The organism is Mesorhizobium sp. P2_F7, from assembly GCF_056403695.1.
The window spans coordinates 361,685-374,906 of record NZ_JBFUFA010000003.1; the positions used below are offsets into that span (position 1 = coordinate 361,685).

Genomic DNA, 13,222 nt, shown 5'->3' on the forward strand with positions numbered 1-13,222 from the left:
AAAAGGATACGATCATGACGGGACTCAAAGACAAGGTTGTGCTCATCACCGGCGCCTCGAGCGGCATCGGCGAAGCGACGGTTCGGGAACTTGCCACGGCAGGTGCCAGACTGTTCATCGGAGCTCGCCGCACCGAGCGGCTCAAGGCACTGGCCACGGAAATCGGCAAAGGCGTCGCGTGGCGCGAACTCGACGTGACGGATGCGGCAAGCTTCGACGCCTTCGCCGAGGCCGCCCATGCCGAATTCGGGCGGATCGATGTGCTGGTCAACAATGCCGGCGTCATGCCGCTATCGCCGCTTGCCGCGCTGAAGCGCGATGAGTGGTCTCGCATGATCAATGTCAACATTGGCGGCGTGCTGAACGGGATCGCCGCGGTGCTGCCGCGCTTCGTCGCCCAGAAGAACGGGCATATCGTCAACGTCGCCTCGGTCGGCGCGCATATCGTGCTGCCCACCGCGGCCGTCTATTGCGGCACGAAATATGCCGTCTGGGCGATCACCGAAGGGTTGCGGCAGGAGCATGACGACATCCGCGCCACCATCATCTCTCCCGGCGTGACCGCAACCGAACTGGGTGACGATATCAGTGATCCCCTGGTTGCCACGGCTCTGAAAGCGTGGCGGCAGAAGTCGCTGACACCGGACGCCATCGCGCGCGCCATCCGTTTCGCGCTCGACCAACCCGATGGGGTTGACGTCAACGAAGTGATCGTGCGGCCAACCGCCGCCAATATGTAGAAGCTGCTGCCGGATTTCGGTGAGCCATAACGCTCACCAAAATCCGGCAAACGGCATGCCTCCCTAATGCACCACCGACATCATCCGCTCCCGCAATTCCCGCGGTGCCACATCGTACTTGCTTTTGAACGCCCGCGAAAAATGCGCGCTGGAATTGAACCCGCAAGCAAAGGCGATTTCCGAGATCGACGCTGAGGCCCGCGCCGGTGACAGCAATTCTTCCTTGCTGCGCTCAAGCCGCCTGTCCCAGACGAAGCGTTCCAGGGTCATGCCTTCGCCCTCGAACGCACGGTGGAGATAGCGGCGCGAGCAGCCCATGTGGCGGGCTATGTCTTCGGCCGAGAGATTGGAGCGCGCCAGATTGGCGTCGATATAGGCGACGATGCGCTCGCGCAGCGCCTCCAGCGGCGAGCGGCGGAATTCGGGCGCCATAGGCTTGGCCTGGATCAGGCCATTGACGAGCTGGATCAGGCTTTCGCCGACGCGGCGGCAGGCAGCCTCGTCAAGCTTGTGCGCCGCGCCGATCGCCATCTGCATCAGACCGGAGACGATATGGGTCAGGCTGTCGTCTTCGCCTGGTAGTGGCAGCGGCGCCATGAGGCGCGCCAGCGTCTCGTCGCCGAAGGTCGAGCGCGGCACCTGCAGGATCAACTGGTCGACATCGCTGAGGTTCTGCAGCGAGTAGCTGCGCACCGGGTCGTAGATAATCGCCGCGCGCGGGCCGAGATCGACGGCGACCTGCTGCTGTTCGAAGCGGCTGCGGCCTTTCAGCTGCATCAGGATCTTGATCGCGTCGGGATCGAAGCTGCGCCAAAAGGCGCGGTCATTGACGACCAGATGCGACTTGGCCTTGATCTCGGACAGGCGGCAGGCGCCGAGATTGACCGAGACCAGTTTGGGCAACGACGGTGCCTCGCCGCGCGAAAAGCGCTGCGTGATCGGGCCGAACAGCATCCGCGATGCCGACAGGAATGCCTCGCCGTCGGCGACGCTGACATGGTGCATAGTCTCCTCCATCTTCATTCCGTTTCCTGTCTTCGCAGGATTGAGCAGCAAGGCCAGAGCCGGTGCAACCGGCAGGGAAGTTAACATGCTAATCATCTTCGCCGCAACGGCGGAGATTGCGTCATGCCTCGCCGGTCAACCGCGCCGAAATCTGCCCGGCCGCCCTGATCGCCGCCGCGCCCTGGCTCGCCGCAATCGCGTCGTCGATGCGCGAGACGGGCGAAGCGATCGCCAGCGTGCCGATCGGCTGGCCGTCGCCGCCGAGGATCGCCGCACTAATGCTGTGCACGCCTTCCTCATAGCCCTGGGCGCTGCGCGAATAGCCGCGTGAGGCGGTAAGCGTGACCGCCTTGGACAGAGCGGCAGGCCGCGTCATCGTGTGTGTCGTGAAGGCCTGCAACGACTTTTCCAGATAGGCGCCGACCACTTCGGGGCGCGACGCCGCGAGGAAGGCGATGCCTGACGCCGTGCCATGCAGCGGCAGCACCTGGCCGACATCGACATTGACACGGTTGGCCTTGACCGACAGTTCGACATGGACGGTGATCAACGCGCCGGCGCTGAATTCCGTCAGGTGCACCGTCTCGCCGGTCTCGAGCGACAACTTGCGGATGATGGGCGTTGCCAGCCGCACGAAAGGAAAATGCGCGTCGCGGATGCGGGCCAGCCGCGACAGGCCGGCGCCCAGTCGGTAGTGCCGGCTTTGCGGCTCCTGTTCGATCAGCCGGTGGTCGGCCAGCGCCATCAAGAGCCGCCTGGCGGTGGCCTTGTCGAGGCCGGCCCGGCGGGCGAGGTCGGACAGGCCGATCTCGGGTTCCGTTAGGGTGAACAGCTCCAGCAACGACACCGCCTTGCTCACCGTGCTCATTGCGCATTCTCCGAGATACTTCGCATGTGAATTAACTTGACATCGCTCATTCCTGTCTGCAGTGTGTCTATAACATACAAAACACAGGTTCAAATAGTGAACCGATGTGGGCGCGGTCTTGTGCCCCGAAAAATCGCGCGAGGGAGAGTTCAGCACTGTGATGGCTGCCAGCAGAAGCGATGCGCATGCCGCATCAATCGACGAGCTGCTCGATCGCGAGCAGGCGCGGTTCCTCGACACGCATCCGCGTTCGGCGGCGGCGTGGGAAGAGGGCAAGACACACTTCCTCTATGGCGGGCCGTCGCACTGGATGCGGCGCTGGGCCGGCGGCTTCCCGGTCTATGCCGCCTCGGCGCGCGGCGCGCATATCAGGGACATTGATGGCCACGACTATGTCGACTTCGCGCTTGGCGATACGGGCGGCATGTGCGGCCACGCGCCGGAGGCGGTGACGCGCGCGGCCCTGCACCAGCTGCAGAACGGCACCACCATGATGCTGCCCACGGAAGAGAGCCTGTGGGTCGGCGCCGAGCTGACGCGCCGGTTCGGCCTGCCCTACTGGACGCTGACGACCTCGGCCACCGATGCCAATCGCGGCGCCATCCGCATCGCACGCATGATCACCGGGCGCGCAAAAGTGCTGGTCTTCTCCGGGTGCTATCACGGCGGCGTCGAGGAGGCGCATGTCGAGATCCGCGACGGCAGGATCGGCATGCGCAACATGATCCATCCCAACGGCGTCGATCATTCCACTGTTTCCAGAGTGGTCGAGTTCAACGATGTCGAAGCCTTGGAGGAAGCGCTGTCGCATGGCGATGTCGCCTGCGTGTTGACCGAACCGTTGATGACCAATTTCGGCATGATCCCGGTCGCCGATGGTTTTCACAAGGCGTTGCGCGAGATCACGCGGCGCACCGGCACGGTGCTGATCATCGACGAGACGCACACCATCTCCAGCGGCCCCGGCGGCTACACAGCGCTGCACGGGCTGGAGCCTGATATTCTCGTTGCCGGCAAGGCGATCGCCGGCGGCATTCCAGCCGGCATCTTCGGCGTCTCGCAGGAGATCGCCGAGCGGCTGTGGAAAATCGTGCCACTGGTCAATCCGCGTGTGCGCCAGTCGGCGCATCTGGGCATTGGCGGCACGCTCGCCGGCAACGCGCTGACCATCGCGACCATGCGCGCTGTGCTGGAAGAGGTGCTGACGCCTGCGAATTTCGAGATCATGATCGCCAATGCGACGCGGTTGGCCGAAGCAGCATGGGGCGTCATCCGCGCCAACAAACTGCCCTGGCATGTGACGCAGACAGGCGCTCGCGCCGAGATCATGTTCATGCCGCAGCCACCGTGTAGCGGCGCCGACGTCATTGCCGGCCGGCGCGGCGATCTCGAGACGCTGCTGCATGCTTTCTACATGAACGAAGGTATACTGGTCACGCCGTTCCACACCATGTTCCTGATGTGCCCGGCGACGTCGCCAGCCGATGTCGACCGCCATACCGAGGTCTTCGGCCGCTTCGTCGATCTGGTTCGCGGCGTCGTCTGAGCGATGGCGAACCCGTTCGACCTCAAGGGCAGGACAGCGCTGGTCACCGGCGGCGGACGTGGCATCGGCGCCGCCATCGTCACGCGCCTCGCCGAGGCCGGCGCTTCAGTGATCATCGCTAACCGTACGCTCGATGTCGCCGAGGCGCTTGCGGCAGACCTCACGGCGCGAAGCCTGTCCGTTCGTGCCGTCGCGCTATCCGGTCTTGACCGCACAGCGCTGCTTCAACTTGTCGGCGCTATTGTGGGCGAGACCGGCCGGCTCGACATCGTCGTTCACAATGCCGGCGGCTGTCCCTGGGCGTCAATCGAAGAGCTTGATGAAGACAAGCTCGAAGAGGCGCTGGCGATCAATTTGAAGGCATGCTTCTGGCTGGTGCAGGCGGCGGCGCCTGCAATGCGCAAAAACGGCTTCGGCCGTATCCTCGTGACGTCGTCGGTCTCGGCGCGCGTCGCAATGGCGGGCGGTGCGCACTATTCGGCGGCCAAGGCCGGCGTCAACGCCTTCATACGGGGCGCGGCCTTCGAGTTCGCGCGCGACGGCATCACCGTCAATGGCGTCGAGCCCGGCTTCATCGCCAAGCCCGGACGCGGCACGATGAGCAAGCCGGAGGTGACGGGCCGTCTCGGCCAGTTCATTCCCATGGGTCATCTCGGCGAGGCCGACGACATTGCCTACGCCATGCTCTATCTCGCTTCCGAGCAGGCGAAATACACGACCGGCCAAACCATCGTCGTCGACGGCGGCTCGACCTTGCCGGAGACGGGCTATGCCGTCGAGCGGCACTGGGGGCTCACATGAGCCGGCGTCTCGAAGGCCGCAAGGCATTGGTCACCGGTGCCGCGACCGGCATGGGCCGGGCCACCGCTGACCTGTTCGGACGCCACGGCGCCGAGGTGGTGGTGTTCGGTCACGGCGGCGAGGTTCTGGACGAGGCGGCGAAGGCAAGCGGCGGCATTGCCGTGCGCGGCGACATCACCAATGGCGAGGATATAGCCAGAGCCATCGATGCATGCGCCGGCCGACTCGACATCGTCGTCAACGCCGCCGGCGTGATGATCCTCGACAAGCCGGAGACGCTGAGCGACGAAACCTGGGCAAAGAGCTTTGCCGTCAACGTCACCGGCGCGATGATGGTGTGCCGGGCGGCGTTGCCGCTGTTGAAAAAGAACGGCGGCGCGATCGTCAACATCGCCTCGGTCGGCGCCTTCAACGCCAGCGGCCAGAACGCCGCCTATTCGGCAAGCAAAGCAGCGCTGGTTTCCTATACGCGCTCGCTCGCCTTCGCGCATGGCGCGGACGGCATCCGCGCCAATGCGGTGGCGCCCGGCTGGGTGCGCACGCCGATGAGCGTCTACGAGATGAAGGTGGCCGCAGCCGCCAACGGCTCGACATCGGAGGACGAGTTCGCGGCACTCACCAGCCGCATCGCGCTGCGCCGTGTCGCCGAGCCGCAAGAGATCGCGTCGTGCTGCCTGTTCCTCGCATCGGACGATGCGTCCTTCGTCACCGGCGCGGTGCTGGTGGCGGATGGCGGCGGCCGCGCGCCGACGCAGAGCCGGGCGGTGTGAGACGAGCTGAAATCTATCGGCTGGCGTGGAGGCGCTTGGCCATCGAAATGGGAGGAGAAAGGATGCCTGACAGAAGTGCCGAGTTGGTCTTCACCAATGGCCGCATCTACACGCTGGACCGCAAACGGCCCTGGGCCTCGGCCATCGCGGTCAAGGGCGGGCGCATCATCGCGGTCGGTGAAGGCGCCGATGTCGCGGCGCTGACAGGCGCTTCGACGCGCGTCGTCGACCTCAAGGGCGCCATGATGATGCCGGGCATCGTTGACGTGCACGCGCATCTGATGATGGGGGGTATCGCCGAACTCTTCGAGCTGCGCTTCCCGCCGACGTCGAGCTTCGAGACGCTGATCGCGCGCGTCGGCGAGGCGGCGGCCAAGGCGCCTAAGGGATCCTGGATCATCGGCGGCCAGTGGGGCAGCGATCTCTTGCCGAAGCTGAACACGCTGGAGGCGCTGGCCGCGCTCGACCGCGCCAGCGACGGACGTCCGGTGATGCTGCGCGACGACACTTATCACAACCGCTGGGTCAATTCGGTGGCACTCGCGCTCACCGGTCTTTCCGCCGCCTCGGCGGATCCGGAGAAGGGCTCGATCGGCCGCGATGCGGCGACCGGTGCGCTGACCGGCATGATGATCGAGACCGCGGCCGGTATCATCGAGCGCACCATCGCGCTGTCCGGCCACTACACAGACGAAATGGGTCGCACGGCGATGGCGCGCTCGATCGCGACGCTGAACTCGTATGGCGTCACGGCTTTCCTCGACGCCGCCGCCATGCAGCCGGTCCTGGCGGCGCTGAAAGGCCTCGACGATCGCGGCGAACTCACCGCATGGTCCGTATCGGCGATGCCGGCGGTCGAGCCGTCCTTCATGTTCGGCATTGCCGGCGACGAACTGATTGCCTTGCGCGAGAATTATCGCAGCGCCCACGCCAAACCGGATTTCGTCAAGATCTTCCTCGATGGCGTACCGGGCGCGCGCACCGCCGCCTTCCACGAGCCTTACGTCGAGGACGCCGTGGTCGGCTGCTGTTTTCGCGGTTCGACCATCGTCACCGTGCCGGAGCTGATCCGTTGGGTCGGCAAATGCGAGAAGCTCGGCCTCGGCGTCAAAATCCATTGTGCCGGGGACGCCGCCGTCAGCCAGGCGCTCGATGCCATCGATGTCGTGCGCTCCTTCAACAGGCCGACGAAAGTGATGCACCACATCGCGCATGCGAGCTACATCGCGCCCGAGGATATTTCCCGCTTCGCCGAGCTTGGCGTCGTCGCCGATCTCTCGCCTTTCCTGTGGTATCCGACCAGCTTCCTCGAAGGCCACAAGCAGACCATGGGCGAGGCGCGTGCGCTGCGCTTCTGGCCGAACAAGGATCTGCTTGCCGCCGGCGCGCTGCTCGCCGGCGGGTCCGACTGGCCGGTGATGCCGAACCCCGACCCATGGGACGGCATTGAGGGGCTGGTGACGCGCCGCAATCCGAGCGGCGAATTCCCGGGTGCCGCGCTCTGGCCGGAGCAGGCGATCGATGTCGCGACGGCGCTGGAAATCTTCACCATCAACTCGGCCCGCGCCATCGGCCTTGGCGATGCGGTCGGCTCGATCGAAACCGGCAAGTCGGCCGACCTCATCGTGCTCGACCGCAACGTGCTGGAAACGTCGGCGGACGATCTCGCCGACACCAAAGTGCTGACGACCTGGTTCGAGGGGAGGGTGGTCTATGAGCGCGCCTGATCCCGGCAGCGACAGCAGGATCCCGGTGACGATCCTCACCGGCTTTCTCGGCAGCGGCAAGACGACGGTGCTCAACCGTCTGCTGCGCCAGCCCTCGCTGGCGGGCGCCGCCGTCATCGTCAACGAGTTCGGCGCCGTCGGCCTGGATCATCTTCTGATCGAAGCGAGCGACGAGCAGTTCACGCTGCTCGACAATGGCTGCGTCTGCTGCACGGTGCGCGGCGATCTCATCGCCACGCTGAAGGAACTCGACCGCAAGAGCCAGACGGGTGAGACGCCGCTGCTGTCCCGGGTGATCATCGAGACAACCGGGCTCGCCGACCCGGCGCCGATCCTGCACACGCTGATGGCCGAAACCGAAATTGCGGCTCGGTTTCGGATTGGCGGCGTCGTCACCACGGTCGACGCAGTCAACGGAGCGGCGACGCTTGTACACCACGCGGACGCGGCCAAGCAGGTCGCGGTCGCCGACCGGCTGCTGATCACAAAAACCGATCTTTTGGCGGGTGATGCGCTTGCCGACCTGCGGCTCCGGCTGGAGCATCTGGCACCGACTGTCGAGCAAATCATTGCCCTGAACGGCGAGGTCGATCTCGATCTGCTGGCAAGCTTGCCCTCCGACGCTGCAGCAGACGTGACACGCATCGCCGCACGGCTGGAGGCAGCCACGCATGGCCACCATGATTGCGGGTCGGACTGCCACGATCACGATCATCATCACGACGCGCATCACGGTATCCAGTCCTTCAGCTTCGTCATCGACAGGCCTGTCGAGTGGAGCGCCTTCGCCCGCTGGCTCGACTATGTCGCGGCACTGAAGGGCGAGGATCTTTTGCGCTTCAAGGGCCTCGTCCACGTTAGCGACGAACCGGAGCGGCCGCTTGTCCTGCACGGCGTACAGCACGTGTTTCATCCGCCGGCGCGGCTCGAGCGCTGGCCGTCCGCCGATCATCGCACCCGACTGGTGTTCATCGTCCGCAACATCGAGCGCGAGACCATAGCGCGCACGCTGGTGAAGTTTGCCGCCATCGACCCCGCCAGCATCGCCGCGCCGGTGCGCGCCGCCGCCTGACCAAAACCGCATGACAAAAATGGGAGAGACAAACATGCATTGGAAATCGAGACTGCTCACAGCGGCACTGGCCGGCATCGGCCTTTCCACTGTCGCTGGTACGGCTTTCGCCGCAGGCCCGACCTGCAAGGACGGCGCGATCAAGGTCGGTGCCGTATCGACGGTGACGGGGCCGGCTGATTTCAGCGAGGTGCCGAAGGCAACGCAGGCCGCTTTCGACGCCGTCAACGCTGCCGGCGGCATCAATGGCTGCAAGATCGACTACACCATCGCCGACGACAAGGCCGATCCGGCGGTCGCCGCACAAGCTGCGCGCGACCTTATCGACAACAAGGAAGCGGTGGCGCTGGTCGGCTCGGCGAGCCTGCTCGACTGCGCGGTCAACTCCGCCACCTACAGCCGCAAGAAGATCCTCTCGGTCCAGGGCCTTGGCGTCGACGCCGCCTGCTTCTCCTCGCCCAATGTCGCGCCGGTCAATGTCGGCCCCTACACGCTGTCGACCGCGATGGCCCATTACGCCACCAACGAGCTGAAGGCGAAGAAACTCTGCGCCTTCTTCATCATCATCGGCGGCACCCAGGAAGCCTACAAGAAGGCGATCGAGAACTGGGAGACGATCAGCGGCCAGAAGGTCCATCTGCTTGACCTCACGCTGCCCTTCCAGGGCGATCTCACGCCCTATGTCATCAAGGCGCGTGACGCCGGCTGCGATGCGGTGCTGACCAACCAGGTCGAACCGCAAGTGGTGCAACTGATCAAGACGGTCGACGCGCAGAAGATCTCTGGCATCAACTGGCTGTTCCTGGCGCCGGGCTACACGCAAGAGGTCGCCAAGGCGCTGGCCGACAGCAAGCAGCCGATCTATGCCGGCACCGAATGGGAGCCGTACACCGAGAAGGGCTCCGCCGCGAACGCGCAGTGGATCGCCGACATGCAGAAGGCGAGCCGTCCGCTCACCGCCTTCTCGCAGGGCGGCTATCTCGCCGCTGAACTGTTCCTCAAAGTGGTCGCCTCCATCGATGGCGAGGTGACGCGCGAAAGCGTCGGCCAGGCCCTGCACGACATGCAGCCGCTAACCAATCCGCTTGCCGGCAGCGCCTACGTCTTCGGCAAGGACAAGACGCATTCGCCGATGCAGGCGACCAAGGTGATGAAGCTCGAGAGTGGCGCCTGGAAGGTCGAAACGCCGGACTGGGTCGTGCTGCCTCAGGCCAAGTGAGGTCCTCCCGGGCGTCGGCGCTGCCTCTTGCGGTCAGGCTCTTTCTCCCCGCCTACGGGGAGAAATGTCCGGCAGGAGAATGAGGGGCAGCGCCGATCTCGACGAATATGTCGGGCCGACACTGGCCCGCTTTCCAAATCGGGAAAACGATGAACGCATTGCTCACATCCGCCGTGGCGGGACTGACAGCCGGGGGCACCTATGCGCTGCTCGGTGTCTGCGCCGTCTTCACCTACCGGCTTGTCGCCGTGGTGAACTTTACCGGAGCCGCTATCGGCACCGCCGGCACCTTCGTGCTGATCGCGCTGTTCGAGGCCGGTTTTCCGATCTGGCCATCGGTGCTGGCGGGCGTTGCGGCGGGCACGCTCACCGGCGCCGCGATCGGCTTCATCATGACGCGGTGGTTCGGCGAGGCCAGCGCCTCGACCAAGGCGGCGGTCACGGTCGCACTGCTTGTCGGCCTGATCGCCATCGGGCTGCGCCTCACCGGCGGCCAGCATCCGCACAACATGCCGGACCTCTTCCCCGGCTCCGCTTTTCGCCTCGCCGGCGTCGAGGTGACCATCGCCTCGGTTCTCACAATCGGGCTGGCTGTGTTGTTCACGGTCCTCTCGGACCTTTTCCTCAACAGGACCAAGGTCGGCCTCAATTTGCGTGCGCTGGCGGACCGGCCGATGGCAGCGGAGCTGCTCGGCGTGCGCGTGCAGCTATTGTCGCTGCTCGTCTGGGGCATGACGGGTGCTTTCACCACCTTTGCGCTGATGATCATCGCGCCACAGCGCTCGCCGAATTTCATGACGCTCAGCCTGCTGGTGGTGCCGGCGCTGGCGGCGGCACTGGTCGGCGTCTTTCGCAGCTTCTGGTGGACACTTGCCGGCGGCATTGCACTCGGTGTCGTCGAAGGGCTGGCGAGTTCGGTCGGTTCCATCAGCCAGTACCGCAGCGCCATTCCGTTCCTGGTGGTGCTTGCCGTTCTTCTCTGGTCACAGCGGGAGGCCCGCTGGGATGAAGCGCGCTAGTCTGCGAGCCTCGCTCGCCATCATTGTCGTCTCGCTTGTCGCCGGCTCCGCCGCCTATGCCGGCCTGCTGCCGCCCTATTGGGTGTTCCTCGCAACTTCGGTGTTGATCACTGGCGTTGCGCTGCAGAGCCTCGGCCTCGTCGCCGGCCGCACCGGCATGATCGCGCTTTGCCAGATGTCATTCGCCGGTGTCGGCGCCTGGACGGTCGGCTATCTCAACCTCGCCGAGGCGCCCGGCGGCCTGGCCGTGTGGACCGTGATCGGTGGCCTGGCGGCGGTGCCGTTCGGCATTGCCATCGGCCTGCCGGCGCTGCGCTTGCGCGGCATCAACCTCGCCATCGTCACGCTGTCTTTCGCCACCGCGTTCGACACCATCCTGGCCACCATGACCTATCCCGGCCAGACCGATTTCCTGCAGGTGCCGCGTCCGGAGCTGTTCGACAGCGACGAGGGCTATTTCGTCTTCGTACTTCTGTTTTACGTGGCAATCGCCGTGGCACTTGAAGTCGTCAGCCGATCACGGCTCGGCGCCTCGTGGCTGGCGGTCCGGCATTCCGAGCGCGCGGCCGCGGCGCATGGCGTCAGCATCGCCACCGCAAAACTCTCGGCCTTCGCCATCAGCGCCTTCGTCGCCGGGATTTCGGGTGGCCTGCTTGCCGGTTATCTCGGCACGCTGGTTTCGGAGAATTTCAGCATGATGCAATCGCTCTCGCTCTATGCGGTGTCGGTGATGGCCGGCGCGCATTTTGCCGAAGGCGCGATCATTGGCGGTCTGCTCGTCGTCATGTTCCCGGAACTTCTGCGCCGACTCGATTGGCCGCAGGACATCGGCAATGTGCTGTTCGCCGTCGGCGCCACCCAGGCGCTGGCATCCGGCGAGACGATGAGCGAGACCTTCCGGCGCCAGGTCCGCAAATTGCTGCCCGTTCGGGCGCGGAAAAGCACTGCGGCGGACGCGCAGGATTTGCCATCGGCGGTCCAGCGTCCGGCAGGGGCAGCGCTTGCCATCGATGGGCTGACGGTCCGCTATGGCAGCGTGGTCGCGCTGAACAATGTCAGCCTGACCGTTGCCGCCGGCACGGTGGCCGGGCTGATCGGTCCGAACGGCGCCGGCAAGTCGACCTTCATCGACGCGGTGGCCGGCTTCCTGTCGAGCTATGAAGGCCGCATCAGCTTGAGCGGCCAGCCGCTCGAAGGCGTGTCGGCAAACAAGCGTGCCCGTGCCGGCGTTCGCCGCAGCTGGCAGACCACCCGCATCGCGCCGGAACTCACCGTCGGTGGCTATCTGGCGCTGGCGGCGAAGGGACTGTCGGCCGGCGAAACCAAGGCGGTGCTCGACTGGCTCGACTGCCCACATCCTGACACGCTGGTTGCCTCGGTCGATGCCGGTACCAGGCGCCTGCTCGATGTCGCCGGCGTCGTTGCCGCGCGCCCCGCCGTGGTGCTGCTCGACGAGCCGGCCGCCGGCCAGTCGCATGAAGAGACGTTGCGGCTCGGCAAGCGCATCGCCGAGATTCCAAAGCTGTTCGGCGCGGCGGTGCTTCTGGTCGAGCACGACATGGATCTGGTCCGGGCAGTCTGCTCCGAAGTCACCGTGCTCGATTTCGGCCAGGTCATTGCTTCCGGTCCGCCGGCTAAGGTGCTTGGCGACCGTGCGGTGAAGAAAGCCTATCTAGGCATCGAGGAAGAGAGCGTGGCGGCATGAGCAGGCTCGTTGTTTCCAACCTGTCGATCGACCGTGCCGAATTGCCGGTCGTCAGCTCGGTCGATCTCGTCGCCGAAAGCGGCGCGATCAGCGTCGTGCTCGGCGCCAATGGCGCCGGCAAGACAACGCTGCTCGAAGGCCTGTCGGGCATCATCCCGATCGCCGGCGGCACCATCGTCATCGATGGCCGCGAACTGCAAAAGGCGCGCCCTGGCGCTCGTTCGCGTGAGGGCCTTGCGCATGTCGAACAGGGGCGCACGGTCTTCCGTCAGCTCACCACGGAAGAGAATTTGCGCGTCAGCCTGCATCCGAACGCCGATATCGAGGAAGCCTATGCGCTGTTCCCCGAACTGGTGCAGCGCCGCGCGGTGAAAGCAAGTCTGCTGTCTGGTGGCGAGCAGCAGATGCTGGTCATTGCGCGCGCGCTTCTCACCCGGCCGAAGGTGCTGCTCATCGACGAGATGTCGGCGGGCCTCGCCCCGGTCATCGTCACGCGACTGATGAGCGCGGTGCGCAAGCTCGCCGATGACGGGCTCGCCGTGCTCCTGGTCGAACAGTTCGCCGCGCTCGCTCTGTCGATCGGCAACCGCGCCTATGTCATGCGTCGTGGCCGCGTTGTCTATGACGGCGACTGCGCGAAGCTCAGCCAATCGCCAGACGAACTGCACCGGCTCTATCTCGGCGGAGCTGCGGAGACGGCTTGACGGCTGGTGTGACAGTCGACGGAACAGCACCCCATAGGGCGACGGC

Annotated in this window: 12 protein-coding genes; 10 read left to right on the forward strand and 2 right to left on the reverse strand. The window is 65.3% G+C overall.

Annotated elements, in window-relative coordinates:
* The first annotated feature begins 14 nt into the window (after positions 1 to 14).
* Positions 15 to 740, forward strand: coding sequence for an SDR family oxidoreductase (locus AC1DZ8_RS11450; protein WP_477303355.1), 726 nt, complete (start codon positions 15 to 17; stop codon positions 738 to 740).
* Positions 741 to 803: 63 nt separating this feature from the next.
* Here the strand turns inward: AC1DZ8_RS11450 and AC1DZ8_RS11455 are convergent, their stop codons facing one another.
* Complete coding sequence (locus tag AC1DZ8_RS11455) at positions 804 to 1,763, reverse strand: helix-turn-helix domain-containing protein (RefSeq protein WP_477303353.1); 960 nt, start codon at positions 1,761 to 1,763, stop codon at positions 804 to 806.
* Positions 1,764 to 1,866: 103 nt separating this feature from the next.
* Positions 1,867 to 2,613, reverse strand: coding sequence for an IclR family transcriptional regulator (locus AC1DZ8_RS11460; RefSeq protein ID WP_477303351.1), 747 nt, complete (start codon positions 2,611 to 2,613; stop codon positions 1,867 to 1,869).
* A gap of 160 nt (positions 2,614 to 2,773) precedes the next feature.
* On the opposite strand from AC1DZ8_RS11460, the gene AC1DZ8_RS11465 reads away from it, so the two are divergent.
* The 9 genes from AC1DZ8_RS11465 (at position 2,774) to AC1DZ8_RS11505 (ending at position 13,176) form a co-directional block, all read left to right on the forward strand.
* Positions 2,774 to 4,159 (forward strand): transaminase, encoded by a 1,386-nt coding sequence (locus AC1DZ8_RS11465; protein ID WP_477303349.1) that lies wholly within the window; start codon positions 2,774 to 2,776, stop codon positions 4,157 to 4,159.
* Between the two features lie 3 nt (positions 4,160 to 4,162).
* Positions 4,163 to 4,960: an SDR family oxidoreductase gene (locus AC1DZ8_RS11470; RefSeq protein WP_477303347.1), complete on the forward strand. Its 798-nt coding sequence runs from the start codon at positions 4,163 to 4,165 to the stop codon at positions 4,958 to 4,960.
* Positions 4,957 to 5,730 (forward strand): SDR family NAD(P)-dependent oxidoreductase, encoded by a 774-nt coding sequence (locus AC1DZ8_RS11475; RefSeq protein ID WP_477303345.1) that lies wholly within the window; start codon positions 4,957 to 4,959, stop codon positions 5,728 to 5,730. The genes AC1DZ8_RS11470 and AC1DZ8_RS11475 overlap by 4 nt, the downstream gene beginning before the upstream one ends.
* A gap of 62 nt (positions 5,731 to 5,792) precedes the next feature.
* Positions 5,793 to 7,457 (forward strand): amidohydrolase, encoded by a 1,665-nt coding sequence (locus AC1DZ8_RS11480; RefSeq protein ID WP_477303343.1) that lies wholly within the window; start codon positions 5,793 to 5,795, stop codon positions 7,455 to 7,457.
* Positions 7,444 to 8,529 carry a CobW family GTP-binding protein gene (locus AC1DZ8_RS11485; protein WP_477303342.1) on the forward strand — a complete coding sequence of 362 codons (1,086 nt, stop codon included), beginning with the start codon at positions 7,444 to 7,446 and terminating at the stop codon, positions 8,527 to 8,529. The genes AC1DZ8_RS11480 and AC1DZ8_RS11485 overlap by 14 nt, the downstream gene beginning before the upstream one ends.
* Before the next feature lie 34 nt (positions 8,530 to 8,563).
* Positions 8,564 to 9,748 carry an ABC transporter substrate-binding protein gene (locus AC1DZ8_RS11490; RefSeq protein WP_477400902.1) on the forward strand — a complete coding sequence of 395 codons (1,185 nt, stop codon included), beginning with the start codon at positions 8,564 to 8,566 and terminating at the stop codon, positions 9,746 to 9,748.
* Positions 9,749 to 9,897: 149 nt separating this feature from the next.
* Positions 9,898 to 10,767 carry a branched-chain amino acid ABC transporter permease gene (locus tag AC1DZ8_RS11495; protein WP_477303340.1) on the forward strand — a complete coding sequence of 290 codons (870 nt, stop codon included), beginning with the start codon at positions 9,898 to 9,900 and terminating at the stop codon, positions 10,765 to 10,767.
* The gene (locus AC1DZ8_RS11500) at positions 10,754 to 12,472 is read left to right on the forward strand and encodes a branched-chain amino acid ABC transporter ATP-binding protein/permease (protein WP_477303338.1); all 1,719 of its coding nucleotides are present in this window, start codon (positions 10,754 to 10,756) and stop codon (positions 12,470 to 12,472) included. The genes AC1DZ8_RS11495 and AC1DZ8_RS11500 overlap by 14 nt, the downstream gene beginning before the upstream one ends.
* Positions 12,469 to 13,176 carry an ABC transporter ATP-binding protein gene (locus AC1DZ8_RS11505; protein ID WP_477303336.1) on the forward strand — a complete coding sequence of 236 codons (708 nt, stop codon included), beginning with the start codon at positions 12,469 to 12,471 and terminating at the stop codon, positions 13,174 to 13,176. The genes AC1DZ8_RS11500 and AC1DZ8_RS11505 overlap by 4 nt, the downstream gene beginning before the upstream one ends.
* The last annotated feature ends 46 nt before the right edge of the window (positions 13,177 to 13,222 follow it).